Consider the following 18,426-nt stretch of genomic DNA (forward strand, 5'->3'; position numbering starts at 1 on the left):
TTACGGCTTCTATATTGTACAGTTTTTTCTTAATATTAATATTGACAAAATACCATTAATATTATTAGAATAAATTATACTAACTGGTAAATCCATCTTATATTTACAATACACTACAATGCTTTGCTGTAATGTGTTTACCTATTACTTGTCAGATACAGGGATCTTAGATATCAAGTTCAACTCTTACTCCCTTAAAAAACAAAAGCCAAAACTCATCATTTTTACTAATTTCTTTCATGGTATATATAAGGTTGAGTATTAGAGCAGATAGTCATTAATTCAACTTTTGCAGTTTTAAAATAATGTGAAGCAGAGCTTCGTAAGTTAAGAATTAATAATGAAAAATTAATAGTGAAGGATGATTTTTAGCTGTCACAAAAAATCCTTAAATTTATATGAACCAGCCATGTTTCGCTTTAGCGGAGCGAGCTATCAAAAATTTAATCAAAGATTTTTTATAGTGTAACGTAAAAAAATCCACATTAACTATTAATTTTTAATTCTTAACTATTAAATAAATTAAATAGGGGGTTTTACAAATGTCAGAACAATCTGTAAAAAATGTAGACAAAGTAAACGAAATGCTTCCTCTTCCAAAACTCTTTACTTTAGGACTTCAACACGTACTTGCAATGTATGCAGGCGCTGTAGCCGTACCTTTACTTATTGGTGCTTCTGTGGGTTTGACGCCCAGACAATTAGAACTTTTAGTAGCTGCAGATTTATTTACTTGTGGTATTGCAACTTTAATTCAAGCAATTGGCATAGGCCCTTATGTAGGCATTAAGCTACCTGCAATTTTAGGATGTACCTTTGCTGCTGTTGGTCCACTTATTATTATCGGCAAAAGTTATGGAATGCCAACAGCCTATGGTTCCATAATAGTAGCAGCACTTGTTGTGGTATTAATTGCACCAATATACGGAAAAGTGTTAAGATTTTTTCCAACAGTTGTAACAGGTACAGTAGTCACTATGATAGGTCTTTCTCTAATTAACGTTGGCATTAATAGCATTGGTGGTGGTTCAGGAGCTAAAGATTTTGGAAGCATCTCCAACCTTTTACTCGGTGCATTTGTAATGATAGTTGTTATATTCTCCAATAAATTCTTTAAAGGATTTTTTCAAGCAATTTCTGTTTTAAATGGCATTATTCTAGGCACAATAGTTGCTGCATTTATGGGGAAAGTAGATTTCTCAGTAGTTGCAAGTGCAAAATGGATAAGTTTTGTTCGTCCATTAAATTTCGGCATACCAAAATTTAATCTTGCCTCCATTATTATGATGACCTTTGTCATGCTTACAGTAATGATCGAATCAACAGGCACATATCTTGGAATAGGTAGAATATGCGAAAGAAAAATTACAGAAAATGACATCGTACGAGGTCTTAGAGCTGAAGGACTTGCAACAATTCTAGGTGGTATCTTCAATTCTTTTCCTTACACAACATTCAATCAAAATTTGGGACTCCTAGCTTTAAGTAAAGTAAAAAGTCGTTTTGTTGTAATCGTTTCCGGCATTATTCTCATATGTCTTGGATTGATCCCTAAATTTGCAGCTTTAGCTACAATCATTCCCCAACCTGTTATAGGTGGAGCTACAACCATAATGTTTGCAATGGTAGCCGTAGCCGGTATACAAATGCTCTCAAGTGTAGACTTTGACAAAAATTCAAATATGCTGGTTGTTGCCTGCTCTATTGGCATAGGTCTTGGAGTTACCATTGTTCCTACTATACTTGATCATACTCCTCAATTTTTCAAATCAATCTTTAGTAGTGGTATAGTATCTTCATCTGTAGTTGCAATAATTCTCAATGCATTTTTAAATCATGGTGAAAAAAACGTTACTAATATTGAAGTCTCTTCTGAAAATACTCCGCAAAAATATTAGTAGTTCTTATTAAAAGCATGCAATCTACTATTTAAAACCATTCATGTCAATATATTGACATGAAGATAATTCAGAATTATAATAAAAGTGGATTAACTAGTTAGTAATATTGTTTAAAATTAATTTATCCGATGGCTACTAGCCGTAATACCCTCATCGCACACAGCGAAAGCGACTATCACCAAATCAAAGATTTGGGATATCTGCTTTTCTTATAAAGAGGGGGATAACGGCTACTACGCCCCTGGATAACGATTTTCCCTAAAGGATAACGCCTTCTAAGTGCTGAAGCACTGAGAAGCCTGTTAATAAGTTTCAGGTGAAGAAAAAACTCCACCTGAAACCAAGAACTCTGTTTATTATTAAAAATTTATAATTTGGAGGCGACTTGTTGTTGAAATGGATTGTTAATAATAAAAAAGATGTTAAAGCACATACACCTTTATTAAGTAAAAAAAATTTATGTGAAGTTAAAACTTTCCATGAAAGTTTTGAACAATATAAAAAAACTCCTCTTGTTAAGTTAGATGGATTAGCAAACTTTTTAGGACTATCTAATATTTTTGTAAAAGATGAATCTCTTCGTTTTGGATTAAATTCATTTAAAGTGCTTGGGGCTTCCTATGCCATCGGAAAACATCTTGCACAAAAATTAGACAAGGATATATCAGAACTTCCTTTTTCAGTACTAAAATCTGAGAAAGTAAAAAGTGATTTAGGGAACCTTACTTTTGTTGCCACTACAGATGGCAATCATGGCCGTGGGGTCGCCTGGATGGCAAAACAACTGGGATACAAGTGTATTGTGTACATGCCTAAAGGAAGCACTCAAAACAGATTAAATAACATAGCTGAATTTGGTGCAGATGTCAGTATAACCGATTGGAATTACGATGATGCAGTACGTTTTACAGCTAAGCAAGCTTCTAAAAATGGATGGGAAGTCATTCAAGATACAGCTTGGGAAGGATATACTAAAATTCCTACATGGATCATGAAAGGATATTCTACTTTAGCACAGGAAGCTATTGAACAGTTACATGGAACTGTTCCAACTCATGTATTCTTACAAGCAGGTGTAGGAGCCTTTGCTTCTGTTATAGCAAGCGTATTTGTTTCTAAATTTGAAAAAAATCCACCAAAAATTATTATTGTAGAACCTGAAAAAGCTGATTGCTTTTATAGATCCTGTAAAGCAGGTAAAATTGAGGCCGTCACAGGAGAAATGAATACAATAATGGCTGGACTTGCCTGTGGTGAACCCAACCCTATGGGTTGGGATATCTTGAAATACTGTGCTGATGTATTTGTGTCAGTCCCTGATTGGGTAACAGCAAGAGGAATGCGTGTCTTAGGAAATCCTCTTAAAGGTGATACTAGAATAATATCAGGCGAATCAGGTGCTGTAACAGCAGGACTCCTATCCATTTTTTCAAAGGATAAATATAAGGACTTACGTGAAACATTGAAGCTTGATGAAAATTCTAACGTTTTACTCATTAGTACAGAGGGAAATACTGATCCGAAGGTATATAGAAACATTACTTGGGATGGTGACTATCAAAGTTTAATATAGAATTTTCAAACGAAAAATCAACTTATACTCCGGATATTTTTTACAATCTTCAGCTCATTAAATATTTTGATAAGGCTAATAAAAAAATTCAAAAAAATACTGAGAACTTTTGAAAACTCGTACCTCAAACAATTCAAAAGTTCTAGATTTTTTAAAAATTTTTTTCTAAGCCTTATATACAAAATATTTAAAAGAGCTTCATCATTGTAAAAATATACCTGCGTATAAGTTGATTTTTAAGTTAGAAAACCTATGCAGTGATTGTAATTGAAATTTGTCATTACATGATTTAGTATGAATCAACTACCATGAAATATGTTGTCAATATTTACTGCGTTAAAATTTTGAAAAAGAGGTAATTTAAATGTTAGACATTTTAATAAAAAATGGGTTAATTGTAGATGGTACAAATACTACTCCTTATAATGCAGATATTGGAATTAAGGATGGCAAAATAGTAAGTATATCTAAAAATATATCAAGTGAAGCAAATGACATTATTGATGCCTCTGGATTAGTAGTTTCCCCAGGCTTTATTGACGTACACAGTCATAATGATCTAGTACCTTTTACTTGTGAAAGCCTTAGAAATTCAAAGTTACTTCAAGGGGTTACTACTGAACTCGTGGGTCAATGTGGCTTGGGAATTTTTCCCTATATAGAAAGTCAGAATAATACATGGAAAAATTATGTTGTTGGAATAGTTGGAGGTGCTGATCTAAAATGGCACTTTTCTGACCTAAATGAATATATGACTAAAATCAATTCAATGGGATTAAAAAACAATTATGCTTCATTAATTTCTCAGGGTGCTGTCAGGACAAGTGTAATGGGATTTAACCCTAGAACACCTACGCAATATGAAATTGACCACATGTGCAAATTAGTGGATGATGCTATGAGAAAAGGTGCTTTTGGAATGTCTCTAGGTCTTCAATATATGCCAGGTATTTTTAGCTGCAGGGATGAATTAATTGCTATGTGTAAAGTTGTAAAAAGTTATAATGGAATTGTTATGGTTCATGTTAGAAATCACGATAACACTATAAACAATGCTTTAGAAGAAATTATATCAATTGCTAGAGAATCTAAGGTAAAGTTTCAGATTTCCCATATGAGATCTTATAACTCAAAAGAATTAGGCTTGAATGCTGACTCACTTATTAAAATTGTACAAAAAGCAATTGATGATGGTATAGACATTACTTTTGATGAACATCCCTATCTCTCCGGCAGTACCTTAATGACTCAACTTTTACCACCCTGGCTTACAAAAGAAGGAGAAGGTACCTTATTAGAAAAATTAAAGGATGTTCAAGTATTAAATAGAGTTAAAAATGAACTTTCTAATACAAAAATTCATTACCCTGCGTGGGATAATTACAGCGCAATAGCTGGTTGGGATGGTATCCTCATCACTTCACTTAAGAAAGATAAAAATTTGAAGTACATTGGGAAAACTGTTGGAGATATTTCAAAGGACTTAGGAATACACCCGGTAGACTTTATATCTAAACTACTTACTGAAGAAAATGCAGGAGTTGGAATAGTTACCTTAAATATATTTTCAGAAGAAGATACTATAAAACTCATACAGCATCCCCTACAGATGGTATGTTCAGATAGTATACCTGCAGGTGTTCCACATCCACGTTTTTATGGTAATTATCCTCTTTTTATAGGTAAATTTGTACGAGAAAAAAAGGCTATTAGCCTTGAAAATGCCATATACAAATCAACTCTATTTCCTGCAGTTACTCTGGGTTTAAAAAATATAGGTAAATTAGCTCCTAACAATATAGCAGACGTCACTATATTTGATTTTGACAAAATCATAGGTTATGAAGATTACAATAATCCAACTAAACCACCTGTTGGTGTAAAATATGTATTGTTAAACGGAAAACTTGCTGTAAAAAATGGGGTTGTATGTAAAGGAAATTACGGTAGAGTTATAAGGCACACGTAATTATAGTGTTGAAATATACTCAGGATATGCTACCAGATTTCAGCATATCCTTGAGTATAAATTTAAATTTTTTGCTTAGGCTTATCAAAATATTTAGCCAAACTGAAGGTTGTAAAAATATTCATAGAGTATAAAGTGATTTTTACTTAGAAGTTAAATTCCATTGCTTTCAAGGAAATCACGAAGTAAATTCATACATACAGTCTTTCTATATTCTGCTGAAACCCTTCCTTTTATAGGAATAATAACCTTATCATATGCTGCAAGGTACTCTTTCTTAACAGCTTTTGCTTCTTCAATAGTCTTGCCAATGAGCATTCTATCAATAACTGGCAGCCTTATAACAACATCTTTAACTGCACCAAAGGCTGTGCTGCAATTACAGATTTTATTGTTTTCTACATTAAAAATACCAGCAAAAGATACCCTGGAAATCGCCAAGGCATTTCTTGCCCCTACCTTCTTATAATAATAATTGTCAAATCCTTCTTTATTCATGAGAATTTCAACAAGCAGTTCATCTTTTTTGAGGGAAGTCTTTTTTCTACCAAGATAAAATTCATTAATAGGAATAACCCTCTCCTCTTTACTACTTACAATACGCAGTTTAGAATCCGTAACAAAAAAGATAAGTGCACTATCTGCTTTAGGCGAGCCATTACATATATTACCGCCAACAGTACCTAAGTTTCGAATTGCAGGTGCTGCAATTTGTGATACTGCTTCTTTTAAAATGGCAGGAGTCAATTCATTTTCAATAATATCTGTAAAAGTACATCCCGCACCGATGTGAATATACTTTCCATCCTCTACTATATTTTTCATCTCAGATACTTTATTTAGAAACAAATATCTAGCATTTTCATCTGCCTTAATCATTAAATCCGTACCTCCTGCATAAGGAGTAACCTCCTCTTTTGCAAGAATATCCAATGCTTCCTTTAAAGATGATGGTCTATAACTATTTACCATAAACCTTTCCCCTCCTTTGCTGCAATATAAATAGCTTTAACAATAGCATTATAGCCAGTGCATCTACATAGATTTCCAGAAATACCTTCTCTAATCTCTGCTTCTGTAGGATCTGGATTTTTTGAAAGTATACATTCAGATGCAAGTATCATACCTGGAATACAAAAGCCACACTGTACAGCACTAACAGAAGCATATGCCTTATCAAGGACTTTAAAACGTTTGGTTTCACGATATCCTTCAATAGTCATAACCCTACTACCTTCTATACTGCCTACTGCTACCATACATGAATTAACTAGTTTGCCATCAAGTATAACAGAACAGGCACCACATTCACCTTCCTTACAACCACACTTTACACCTGTAATGTGTAACTCATTTCTAAGTACATCAAGTAAGCGCTCACTTCCCCTGGCAGTAGATGTAACTTCTTTTCCGTTAAGAATAAATTTTATCATTACTTAAGCACCTCCTGCAAAACCTTCATAGTATCCTCTTGAGTAAATGGAGCTTTATTTAAGTTTACATCAAGTGCATTCTCCATAGCTTCCACATACGCTGGAGCTGCACCAACAAGAGGAAGCTCACCAGCACCTTTAGCTCCATATGGGCCACAGTTATATGGATTATCTACTATTTCAGTTACAAGATTCGGAACATCTACTGCTGTAGGAATAATGTAATCACTATAGCTATTATTACGGATTACACCTTTATCATTGCATTCCATCTGCTCCATAGATGCATATCCAATGCCTTGAAGAAAACCTCCCTGCATCTGTCCTTGTATAATGTTCATATCAATAGGAACACCAACATCAAAAATACCCCATGCTCCAGTTACCTTTGTAATGGCAGTAAGTGTATCCACCTCCACTTCAATGACATTAACAGACCAGGAAAAGGTTGGATAGGCATCTCCTTTGAATTTTTCAAGACTAAATGGAATTATAAAGTCAGGCTCCACAAAATGTTCTTCTACAATCTGTTCTTCTCCAGTTTTCCATTCTCCTTTCAGTTTCTCTGCTGCACGCCTAAGCAATTCTCCAACTACCATTAAAGAACGGCTTGCTACAGTAGGTCCTGAGTCAGGTACATGATCTGTATCCGGATTATTTATAAGCACTTTATCATAAGAAATACCAAGGGTATCTGCAACAATTTTAGAAAAAGTAGTTTTAATACCCTGACCTATATCCGAATTGCTTACTAAAAGTTCCACTGTATCATCTGCATTTTTTCTAATTTTTACAACAGCTTTTATGAGATCACGTTCTCCACTTCCTGTAAAACCACATCCATGAAAAAATAATGACATGCCAATACCCTTTCGGTATCGTCCCTTTTGATTTTTATACATCTGACGTTTTTTACGATAGTCAGCAAGTTCATCAGCTCGCTTGATCATTTCAGGCAGTGATACATGGAAATGATACTTTCCACTTGTAGAAGTAGAATCGCCCTGTTTAACAATATATTTTTCCTTCAGTTCAAGGGAGTCAACACCCATTTTCTTTGCAATGTGATCCATCATCATCTCTACTGCAAAGAAAGTCTGTGGAGCACCAAAACCACGATATGCACCACAAGGTACTGTATTTGTCTTAACTGCACGTCCTACAACACACAAGTTTTCTACCCGATATACGCCGTTTGCACAAATTACTCCACGCTGTAAAACAACAGGAGAAAGGGTTGTATATGCACCACTATTGAACAGTATATCAATATCCATACCTGTAATTTCACCATCTTTAACTGCTACTTTATAAGTACAGATAGATGGGTGACGTTTTGAAGTAAACTCCATGTCTTCACGTCTATCAAATATTACTTTCACTGGTTTATTTGCCTTTTTAGCTGCCACTGCAGTTTGACACGCAAGTATAGAAGGAAAATCTTCCTTACCTCCAAAGCCTCCCCCAGTAACATCCTGAATAATCTGAATATTCTTTTCGTCATATCCCAAAGCTTTGGAAACAGCACCGTACACATAGTAAGGGCACTGCATAGAACCACGTATTGTCATTCGCCCATCATGTGGATAAGCAATTATCCCCTGAGTTTCAAGATATGCCTGTTCTTGATAACCAGTTTGAAATGTTTCAACAAAAACCTGATCAGCTTCTTTTAAAGTCTTACAAATGTCTCCTTTTTCACACTTGTAATGGAAAAAGACAGTATTAGATTTTTGCATATCCAGAACAGGAACCTGTTCTTCATATACTACAATAATTTCATTTAAAATTCTATTGACTTCTTTAAGGCTAGGTCCCACAACCATTAAAATAGGTTCACCTACATATTCCACAGTATCTTCAGCATAAACGGGTGTATCATTTTCCACAATTGAAACACGATTTACACCTGTTACATCATTTTTGTCAACAACAAAATAACCATCAGGTAATTCAGGAATACTGATATCAGTAATTTTTGCCCTTGCTTTTGTGGAATGCAATAGTCTGCCGTAAAGCATATCATCCATCACATGATCATCTACATAAAGGGCACGGCCACTTATTTTTAATTCATGATCTTTTTTCTTTACAGACTTACTAATATTTTTCATACAATACCTCCCTATATTCAATTCATAAACAAAGTTCTTGGCATCAGATGGAGTTTTGACTCCACCTGATGCTTAGAAATCGTTATCCAGGGACGTAGCTGCTCTTTACTCCCACTTGAAGAAGTGGGAGTATTAGAGCAGGTAGTCATCGGATAAAAAAGTAATATACTATTTTTTTAGTTTTTTATAGAATGTCCCTTTTAATGGCAGCTGACTACGGAATTTACCATCTAATCTATAATATGCATGAGAACAAGCTGGCGCTGTCGGAATCAAACATAATTCTCCACAACCTTTTGCCCCATAGGCTTCAGGAATCTTTCCTTTACTTTGTACAAGAATAACTTCAAGTTCTGGAGCATCCGTTGATCTCATAAGTCCTAGTGTACCTAGTTTTGTCTTAGGATAGCCGCCTTCAACCTTAAATTCTTCTGTTAAAGCATATCCAAGTCCCATAACAATACCGCCTTCAATTTGTCCTTCAACAGCCTGAATATTGACAGGTGTTCCAACATCATAAGCTGCAACTACTTTTTCCACTTTTCCTTCTTCATTCAATATAACAACCTGAGCTCCATAACTGTAGCTTACATGGCTTACTGGATTTTTCTTTGGAGATCCCATTGGATCTGTCTTTGCAGAATATTCACCATAAAATTCTCTTCCTTCTAAATCAAAAAGAGTCAATCCTTTGTCCAATTCTGCTTTTAATTTTTCAGATACTCGTCTTACAGCTTCCCCAGTTACCACAGTCTGTCTAGATGCGGTGCTAGTTCCTGAATCAGGTGTATGAAAGGTATCTGCTCTTTCATGGACAGTAAGTGCTGGATTTAAGCCAGTTGTTTCACATAATATGGTAGTACACATTGTTGCAATTCCTTGTCCCATACAAGCTGCAGAAGTTTTAATATGGACTTTTCCATTTTCTACAGATAAAATGCAGCGACCAATATCCTTATTTCCCACTCCAGTTCCACTGTTTTTAAAAGCTATGGCAATTCCTGCATAAGGATTTGATTCATATACATCTTTAACAGATTCCAAACATTCTACCATGGCAACACTTTCATCTGCTATTTGACCATTTGGAAGTACCTGTCCTGGACGGATTGCATTACGGTAACGTATTTCCCAAGGTGAAATGCCCACCATCTCTGCCAATAAATTAATATTGTTTTCAGTAGCAAAACAGCTTTGTGTTACACCAAAACCACGAAATGCCCCCAGCAACCACATTATTTGTATAAACTGACATGCCTAAAATGTCAATATTCTGATAATTATATGGTCCTGCCGCATGAGTACATGCTCTTTGTAATACAGGTCCTCCAAGGGACGCATAGGCACCTGTGTCTGCAATAATTACACCTTTCATAGCTGTTAAATATCCATTTCCATCACAAGCTGTCGTAAATTCCATTTCCATTGCATGACGTTTAACATGATAATCTAAGCTTTCCTGCCTTGAAAACTTTACCTTTACCGGTTTTTTTGTATACCATGCCATTAATGCTGCAAGATGCTGAACACTCATGTCTTCCTTGCCGCCAAATCCCCCTCCAACAAGCTGGGAATGACAATGTACTTTTTCTTTTGGAATTTTAATCATATTTGAAATTTCACGCTGCTCATCGTAAACAGATTGTGAGCCAGAATAGAGTAAAATACCATCTTCTCCTTCAGGTGCTGCAATTGCACACTCTGGTTCCATAAATCCGTGTTCCTGAAATGGAGTTTTATATTTTCTCGTCACTACATATTTAGAATTTTTAATTGCTTCATCTGCATTTCCACGTTGAAGAATAGAACGACTCATAATATTTCCATCTGAATGAATTAAGGGTGCATCTGCTCTTAGGGCATCTTCAGGAGAAGTAATCGGTTCCAATTCCGTGTATTCTACATCAACTAATTTACACACTTCATCCAGCTTATCCTTATGATAAGTTGCCACAAGTGCCAGTGAATCTCCTATATATCTGGTTGTCCCACCTTCTGGAATCATTACATCCCAATCCTGTTTTATATGTCCAATAATATTATTGGGAACATCCTTTGCCAGTAAAATTTTCACACAATCCGGGTGAGCTTCTGCCTTGCTTATATCAATTTTATTTATAATAGCCCTTGGGTATTTAGATCGAACTGTTTTGGCATAAATCATTCCAGGGAGTTCAATATCATCTACAAAAATACCTGTTCCATTTACCTTTTCGTCTACATCCACACGCTTAAATTTCTGATTCATCTTCAATTTACCTACAGGAGCTGGTATCTGAAGATTGTCCCTAAAATATTTTGCTGCCATTAAAATAGCTTCTTCAATTTTTTTATATCCAGTACAGCGACAGATATTACCTCTAATCGCCTTTTTTACATCTAACTTTGTTGGATTAGAATTGACATCTAATAGAGCTTTTGCACAAATTACCATTCCAGGAATACAAAAGCCACACTGTACTGCACCTGCTTCTCCAAAACAATATTCATAAACTTCCTTTTCCCTGTCACTTAATCCCTCAATTGTTAAGACTCTTTTTCCTACAAATTTTGATACTTTTTGTACGCAAGCTTTTACTGCTTTTCCATCTACTAAAATAGTGCATGTTCCACATGCACCTTCGCTGCAACCGTCCTTTGCAGAAGTGATTTTCAAATCATCTCTTAAAAAACGCAATAGGGGTTTATCAGTATTCGAAGCTACATCCTTACCATTAATATTTAATGTAAACATAAATAACCTCCTATTTTATAAAAATTTAACAATTTATTGTTATAATTATTATAAAACGGAGGCTAACCTTTATCAAATTCTTTGTGAAAAGAACTTGCTTTTTGCATTAAAATAGTCTATCAAATTCATCTTTTGCATACTGACGGACATTGTGCTCAAATTGCTCATACTTTTTTAAAAATTCCATACCTTCTTCGGTTAAATAAGTTTTTCCACCATTTCGTCCACCATGTTTCCTTTTAACCACTGCATATCCTAATTCTTCTTCCAACTGATTCAGCATGTTCCACGCTTTGCTATAAGAAAGTGCCATGTGTTTACATGCATTTCGTACAGAATGTGTATTCTGAATTAAAATCAAAAGCAACTTTGTTCTTGAATTAAAAAACAAAGATTCCTTTTCAATGCTTATTTTAACAAAAGGATGTAAAATACGCTGGTTATGTTCTTTTAGGAGTTTCTCCAATTGGCAAGGATCTCCTGTATCACTTAAAATTCCTTCATCTTCCACATCCATCAACTGTCTTTCAACTCCAATGTTTTGGATAGCTCCCTCCATCCCTCCATTACCATCATATTTTAAAACTTGAGGGATTAACTTAGAAGATATCAAAAGAGGGTGTCCAATTTTTCCATGATAAGATGGTGATAGTAACTGCTTATTACATTCTATCATCTTTTGAATAGTTTCTGGTGTAAATAGCGGGGCACTTACTGGATTAAATATTACCTGATCACATTTATTTTTTAAAAAATCTAATCCTATTTTTACAGAATCAAGCATTTGTGAATTTTCATATTTTTCATTATACAAAAATATAACTCCATAATAAGCTAAATTATGCTCAATTTCCTCAGATTTATATCCGGTAATTACCACAATTGGTGAAACTCCAGCCTTTTGAAAGGTTAAGACAATTCTTTTCACTATAGTGATAGAACCAATTTTGCGCAGTGGATATGTTTCATTTTTCTCTGACGTTTTTCCTGCAGCAGCAATTATACCTCCTGTTATTTTTTTCTCTTTCTCCATATTCTACTCCTTATCTAGCTGCAACTTTCATATATGTACAATTTAAGACTATATGATCTTGCTTAGTATAAAAATACTAATTTTCTTCTTTTAAACACTGTTCAATAAGCCTTTCGGCTACATCAAAATACTTTTTTAAATCAAACTTGCCTTCATCAATAAGATACTGTAGTGACGCCCCTAACATTAAAGATACCATTATATATGTTAGCATATCTTTATATTCATTATCTACATTATCTTTAAATTCCCCTTTATTTAAAACTTCACCAATACTACTGCGCCATATGTTAAAGGTTTTCTGAAACTTTTTCCTTATCTCCTCATTTACTGTACCTTGAACCCAATAATCAAGCTGTACATAGTCCAATTCTTTATTATTTAAAATGTCATCTTCCTTTTGTTCAAAAAATCCCCTCATATTTTCCAAAACACTTTTATTGTCTAAATCAATATATTTCTTACGGTTCTCTGAAAATTGCTTTTGTATATCATTTAAAAGGGCTATCATTATATCATTTTTAGTGGGAAAATAATAATGCAAATTAGCCTGACTTCTATCAGCTTCTTTTGCAATCATATGCATACGGGTACCACTTATTTTTTCTCTGGCAATTACTTTCATAGCAGCATTTAATATATTCTTTTTTGCATCTTTTAGCATAGTATAACCTCTTTCTCGTAACAATTATAATCTACTATAAAATTATACTCTAAGTTTAAATTTTACGCAAAATTTGTATTTAAATATCTATAAATAAATCTATAAAACTAAATTTAGAATAATCAAATAATCCCCTTGAAGTTATTTTTATCTCTGGAATTACGGGAAGTGCCATAAACCCGAGTGTTATAAATGGATCAACTTCTTTTTTAATTCCAAACTTTACTGCTAATGAATTTAATTTTATAATTTTATCTACTACAAAAGATGGATTCTCAGATGTCATAAGTCCACCTATTGGCAATTTTAAATACTCTAGCAATTTACCTTCAGATACAAATACTATACCTCCATTATTGCATATAATGTTATTCACTGCTATCTCCATATCTTTATCATTGTCACCTAATACAATTATATTATGAGAATCATGGGCAATTGTCTGGGCTATGGCCGCTTTTTTGAGTCCTAGGCCTTCTATGAACCCAACAGAATGTTTTCCACTGTTTTTGTGTCTCTCTATCACAGCTATTTTATTTACATCTTCTTCCTTACTTTCAACACATTCAACTAACCCTTCATTTATTTTAACTTTTCTCTTTTCTTTTTTAGTAACTAGCCCTCCTGGCTGCACCTTTATTACATTTACAAATTTACCTTTAGCCTTAATCTTAAATAAGTCTTCTTTTATATAATCTACATTTACTGAGGGCTTAGCAAAAATATCTTTAAACATATGATTATTTTTATATATTTTACCATCTTTAATCACATTTTTAATTTTCAATTTTTTCATATCTTCAAATATTACCAAATCAGCCTTCATGCCAGCTGAAATAGCACCTCTATCTCTTAAGTTATAACAATTAGCTGCATTAAATGATGCTATCGTATATGCCTTTATAGCATCTAATCCTTCATCTATAGCAGTTCGTATACAATTATCTATACTGCCCTCATCTACTAAATCCTCAATATGTCTGTCATCAGTACAAAACAAAAACCTGCTATAATTTTTGTCATTTACTGCAGGTAATAATTTTTTCAGATCTCTAGCTGCAGATCCTTCCCTCAGCATTACATACATTCCATTTCTCACTTTTTCTAAAGCTTCTTCATAATTGGTACATTCATGATCTGTTCTAATGTTAGCACATAAATAAGCATTAAGTTCTTTATCATTAATTTTAGGGCAATGTCCATCTAAACTTTTTCCATACTTGTTTACCATTAAAATTTTTTTCAGCATCTTTTTATTTCCTGAAGTAACTGCATTAACATCCATTACTTCTCCAAGTCCTAAAACTTGAGGATCTTCAATAAACCTTTCTAAATTGTCTGCTTCAAGTACTGCACCATTATCTTCAAAATCTACTGCTGGAACACAAGACGGAAGCATAAAAAATATATCTGCATCACCTTTTTTACTGTTTTGAAGCATAAATTCTATACCTTTCTCCCCTAAAACATTTGCTATCTCGTGGGGATCTGCAATAATTGTAGTAACACCTTTTTTAATAACTAAATCAGAAAATATTTCTGGAGTTACCATGGAAGATTCTATATGAACGTGAGAATCTATAAACCCTGGCGCTACAAAAAAACCACTACAATTAATTTCATGGTTTCCCTCATACTTACCCATTCCTATAATTATGCCATCATTTATTGCAATATCCTTTTTTTCAACAGTTTGAGTAAATACATTTATTATAAAAGCATCTTTCAGCACAAGTTCTGCTTTTATCCTGCCCATAGCAGCATCGATTTTATTTGTCAATTCATTCATCTACTCACTTCTCCAATCTATTAAAATTCCCTATTATGATCTTACTTCCACAGTTTAAAAATATTGCGAAGCAACTTTTGAGAGGACAATGAAGATAAGTTTCTTTTAAATTGAAAATTTTTCGTAGCATAGCGGAGAAAAATCATCCTTCACTGTCCTCTCAAAAATATTGCTTCGCATTATATTTAAATTAAATCAAAATCTCATATGTGTAAAAGTTGAATATATAATATATATATATTACTCTACTCAAACGGAAGTAGTAAATACCTTAGCACAAATAATACAGCAAGAACGTACACTATTGGACTGAGTTCTTTACCTCTACCAGTAGCTACTTTTACTATAGGATAGATGATCATTGCAACTGCGATACCATTTGCTATACTATAACTAAAAGCCATTAATGAAATAGCAAAGAAACATGGTAATGCTTCTGTAAAATCACCAAAATCTATATTTTTGATTACTCCCATCATTAAGGCACCTACTATAATAAGTGCTGGTGCTGTAGCCTGTGAAGGAACTACTCCAACAAGTCCTGAGAAGAATAATGAAAGAATAAATAATATACCTACGGTTACTGCTGTGAGACCGGTTCTTCCTCCTGCTGTAACACCAGAGGTTGATTCAACATAGGTATTAACAGTACTTGTTCCGAAAAATGACCCCGCAGTTGTTGCTACTGCATCACAGATAAGGGCTTTTTTAAGTCTTAAAACTTTACCGTTTTCATCTACCATTCCTGCTTTCGTGGCAGTTCCAACAAGTGTTCCAATAGTATCAAAAAGGTCAACCAAACAAATTGTTATAACAACCATAACAAAACTCAAAATTGCTCCTGCTATAGAAGTACCTCCTTTTGAAAAAAGGCCTGAAAAATCAAAAGCTGCAAAAGTAGGAGCAAGAGAAGGTGGTGCACTAAAGATGTGTAAATTTGCAAGAGAAGTAACTTTAAGTGGTATACCTATTATTGTAGTTAAAACAATACCTATAAGAATGGATCCTGTAACATTTCTTGCCATAAGTACACCAATTATTAAAACTCCTATTATGGTAAGCAATGTTCCTGGCTCTGCAAAATTACCAAAACCTACAAGTGTCGCCTTATTTGAAACTATTATTCCGCCGCTCTTCAAACCAATAAGAGCAATAAAAAGTCCTATACCACCAGACATAGCATATTTTAAATTTTGGGGTATAGCATCAACAATTTTTTCTCGTATGGATGTAACTGTAATAATTATAAACAAAATACCTGAAGTCAGTACTGCAGTAAGAGCTTGATGCCAATTAAAACCTAATGTCAAACATACCGTGTAAGTAAAGAATGCGTTAAGACCCATACCTGGAGCTTGAGCAAAAGGTAAATTTGCATAGAACCCCATTATAAATGTTCCAACAGCAGCAGCTAGACAAGTAGCAACAAATACCGCTGATACGATAGGATCAGAACCTACATTAAACTTTGAAGCTGCATCTCCAACTACACCTGCTGAATTCATACCTGCTATTCTGAGAACACTTGGATTAACAAATATTATATAGGCCATAGTAATAAAAGTAGTGAATCCAGCAAGGATTTCTGTCTTTACATTTGTGTTGTTGTCTTTTAACTTAAAGAATGATTCTAGAAATGAATTTTTCTGTCCATTAACTCTACTTTCCATAAATTAACCCCCATTATAAAATTATTTAAAGTTCTCGAAACTTGTTAAGCTGAAGAACTTTATTTTTAATAACACTTAGGCTCTTTTATTTTTTTCCCAGCTACATATCTCTCTTTAATATTTCTGTCATCTCCAGTATAAATAAACTTTTGCAGCCTTTCTTCTATTGACAATTGTCTAAATATAGCTAAACTGCTGTCATCAATAACAAGAGCATCAAACTCATATCCTTCTTGAAAACTTCCTACTTTACCAAAAAATTTTCCTCCACCTTTTGTCGCCAGATAAAATAATTCTGCAGTACTAAAAGGCTTATCTACTTTACTGCTTTCAAGCCATTTTAACTTTGATACCTGAGCACTATTTACAATTACATTTGTCATTGACAAACTATGTCCTGCAGATATATCACTTCCAAGCCCTACAGGGATACCTCTTGTAATTAACCTTCTAATAGGTGCAATACCACTTGACAAATTGCAATTTGAATTAGGATTGTGGGCAATAAATATATTTTTTCTTTTCATCAATTCAATTTCATCTTCATCTACCAAAATACAATGAGCCATAATAGTAGGCACATCTCCAAACAATCCAGCGCTATCATATACCCTTGCATAGTTTTTACACTCTGGATGTAACTTTTTAACAAATCTAACCTCATCATTATTTTCACATAAATGTGACTGTACTGAGACATTGTACTTTTTAGCTAAATTTCCTAAGCTCTTCAATAACTTCATACTGCAGCTTGGAACAAATCTAGGTGTAATTATAGGCTTTACAAGTTCATATTTTGTAGAATATTCCTTCAATATTTCTTCCGTATCATAGATTGAATCTTCTGTATTTTCTACCAAGTATTCTGGTGAATTTCTGTTCATATTTACTTTTCCCACATATGCTGATAATCCTGACTCCGCAAATAAATCCATTAAAAGTTTTGTTGAATCTTTATGAATGGTTGCAAAAACACATGCCCTTGTGGTACCAAATCTCCACAAATCTCTTATTAAAGCTGAGTACACCTTTTTTGCATAGTTAATGTCTGCATATTTTGATTCCTCAGGAAAAGTATACTCTTGAAGCCATGGCATAAGTTCTTTGTCAAGTCCTAATCCTAAGTTTCCATATTGTGATGCATGTAAATGCAAATCAACAAATCCTGGTATTATAATTGCATCTCCATAGTCTATAACCCTTATCTTACTAAACTTTTCAGGAAGATTTTTATATACACCTTTAACGCACTTACCTTCGACTACAATATACCCATTTTCAAATACTTCAAACTTGCCAAAAGTTTTAGTAAAGATAATATTACCCTTAACAACATATATGCCCTCCATTAAGTTTGCCCCCTTTTAAGTTATTGTAATTTTTGCATTTAAAGATTAGAAATAGAAATTTAAATAAGATATTAATACATTATTATTAAAAATGATTGTAAATTAGAATACTGAAGAGTTAAATATGATATAATCTATACTTAAATAAGTTAATTTAATATATCGTAAAATATAATATGTGATTGTATAGTATTGTT

General features: G+C 33.7%; 11 protein-coding genes and 1 pseudogene. 3 read left to right on the plus strand and 9 right to left on the minus strand.

Annotated features, from left to right (window positions below):
- Window positions 1-542: 542 nt before the first annotated feature.
- From WY13_RS14690 to WY13_RS14700, 3 genes are all read left to right on the plus strand, one after another.
- Window positions 543-1,898, plus strand: a complete 1,356-nt coding sequence (locus tag WY13_RS14690) for a nucleobase:cation symporter-2 family protein (protein WP_063556365.1) — start codon at window positions 543-545, stop codon at window positions 1,896-1,898.
- A 394-nt stretch (window positions 1,899-2,292) separates the two neighbouring features.
- Entirely contained in the window at window positions 2,293-3,474 is a 1,182-nt protein-coding gene (dpaL, locus tag WY13_RS14695) for a diaminopropionate ammonia-lyase (protein WP_063556509.1), read from the plus strand.
- Window positions 3,475-3,838: 364 nt separating this feature from the next.
- A complete protein-coding gene (locus WY13_RS14700) occupies window positions 3,839-5,443 on the plus strand; it encodes an N-acyl-D-amino-acid deacylase family protein (RefSeq protein ID WP_063556366.1) in 1,605 nt (534 codons plus the stop codon).
- Between the two features lie 153 nt (window positions 5,444-5,596).
- Here the strand turns inward: WY13_RS14700 and WY13_RS14705 are convergent, their stop codons facing one another.
- The 9 genes and pseudogenes from WY13_RS14705 to guaD all read right to left on the minus strand — a co-directional run bounded on the left by WY13_RS14705 (window position 5,597) and on the right by guaD (window position 18,229).
- A complete protein-coding gene (locus WY13_RS14705; protein WP_063556367.1) occupies window positions 5,597-6,415 on the minus strand; it encodes an FAD binding domain-containing protein in 819 nt (272 codons plus the stop codon).
- On the minus strand, window positions 6,409-6,876 hold the full coding sequence (locus WY13_RS14710; protein WP_063556368.1) for a (2Fe-2S)-binding protein: 468 nt from the start codon (window positions 6,874-6,876) through the stop codon (window positions 6,409-6,411). Before WY13_RS14710 ends, WY13_RS14705 begins: the two co-directional genes overlap by 7 nt.
- Window positions 6,876-8,990 (minus strand): xanthine dehydrogenase family protein molybdopterin-binding subunit, encoded by a 2,115-nt coding sequence (locus WY13_RS14715; protein WP_063556369.1) that lies wholly within the window; start codon window positions 8,988-8,990, stop codon window positions 6,876-6,878. The genes WY13_RS14710 and WY13_RS14715 overlap by 1 nt, the downstream gene beginning before the upstream one ends.
- Window positions 8,991-9,158: 168 nt before the next feature.
- Window positions 9,159-11,724: pseudogene (xdh, locus tag WY13_RS14720) on the minus strand (selenium-dependent xanthine dehydrogenase).
- Window positions 11,725-11,830: 106 nt separating this feature from the next.
- The gene (locus WY13_RS14725) at window positions 11,831-12,757 is read right to left on the minus strand and encodes an NTP transferase domain-containing protein (protein WP_063556370.1); all 927 of its coding nucleotides are present in this window, start codon (window positions 12,755-12,757) and stop codon (window positions 11,831-11,833) included.
- A 76-nt stretch (window positions 12,758-12,833) separates the two neighbouring features.
- Window positions 12,834-13,421, minus strand: coding sequence for a TetR/AcrR family transcriptional regulator (locus WY13_RS14730; protein ID WP_063556371.1), 588 nt, complete (start codon window positions 13,419-13,421; stop codon window positions 12,834-12,836).
- A 79-nt stretch (window positions 13,422-13,500) separates the two neighbouring features.
- Entirely contained in the window at window positions 13,501-15,210 is a 1,710-nt protein-coding gene (gene ade / locus WY13_RS14735) for an adenine deaminase (protein ID WP_063556372.1), read from the minus strand.
- A 245-nt stretch (window positions 15,211-15,455) separates the two neighbouring features.
- On the minus strand, window positions 15,456-16,880 hold the full coding sequence (locus WY13_RS14740; protein ID WP_063556373.1) for an NCS2 family permease: 1,425 nt from the start codon (window positions 16,878-16,880) through the stop codon (window positions 15,456-15,458).
- Between the two features lie 65 nt (window positions 16,881-16,945).
- Window positions 16,946-18,229 carry a guanine deaminase gene (guaD, locus tag WY13_RS14745; RefSeq protein WP_063556374.1) on the minus strand — a complete coding sequence of 428 codons (1,284 nt, stop codon included), beginning with the start codon at window positions 18,227-18,229 and terminating at the stop codon, window positions 16,946-16,948.
- Between the last annotated feature and the right edge of the window lie 197 nt (window positions 18,230-18,426).

Source organism: Clostridium ljungdahlii (genome assembly GCF_001636845.1).
Classification (GTDB): Bacteria; Bacillota; Clostridia; order Clostridiales; family Clostridiaceae; genus Clostridium_B; species Clostridium_B ljungdahlii_A.

What these genes read in the sequence shown, in the direction of transcription:
- WY13_RS14690 (WP_063556365.1), top strand. Translation starts at nt 543, where the DNA reads ATGTCAGAACAATCTGTAAAAAATGTAGACAAAGTAAACGAAATGCTT.
- WY13_RS14700 (WP_063556366.1), top strand. Translation starts at nt 3,839, where the DNA reads ATGTTAGACATTTTAATAAAAAATGGGTTAATTGTAGATGGTACAAAT.
- WY13_RS14705 (WP_063556367.1), bottom strand. Translation starts at nt 6,415, where the DNA reads ATGGTAAATAGTTATAGACCATCATCTTTAAAGGAAGCATTGGATATT.
- WY13_RS14710 (WP_063556368.1), bottom strand. Translation starts at nt 6,876, where the DNA reads ATGATAAAATTTATTCTTAACGGAAAAGAAGTTACATCTACTGCCAGG.
- WY13_RS14715 (WP_063556369.1), bottom strand. Translation starts at nt 8,990, where the DNA reads ATGAAAAATATTAGTAAGTCTGTAAAGAAAAAAGATCATGAATTAAAA.
- WY13_RS14725 (WP_063556370.1), bottom strand. Translation starts at nt 12,757, where the DNA reads ATGGAGAAAGAGAAAAAAATAACAGGAGGTATAATTGCTGCTGCAGGA.
- WY13_RS14730 (WP_063556371.1), bottom strand. Translation starts at nt 13,421, where the DNA reads ATGCTAAAAGATGCAAAAAAGAATATATTAAATGCTGCTATGAAAGTA.
- ade (WP_063556372.1), bottom strand. Translation starts at nt 15,210, where the DNA reads ATGAATGAATTGACAAATAAAATCGATGCTGCTATGGGCAGGATAAAA.
- WY13_RS14740 (WP_063556373.1), bottom strand. Translation starts at nt 16,880, where the DNA reads ATGGAAAGTAGAGTTAATGGACAGAAAAATTCATTTCTAGAATCATTC.
- guaD (WP_063556374.1), bottom strand. Translation starts at nt 18,229, where the DNA reads ATGGAGGGCATATATGTTGTTAAGGGTAATATTATCTTTACTAAAACT.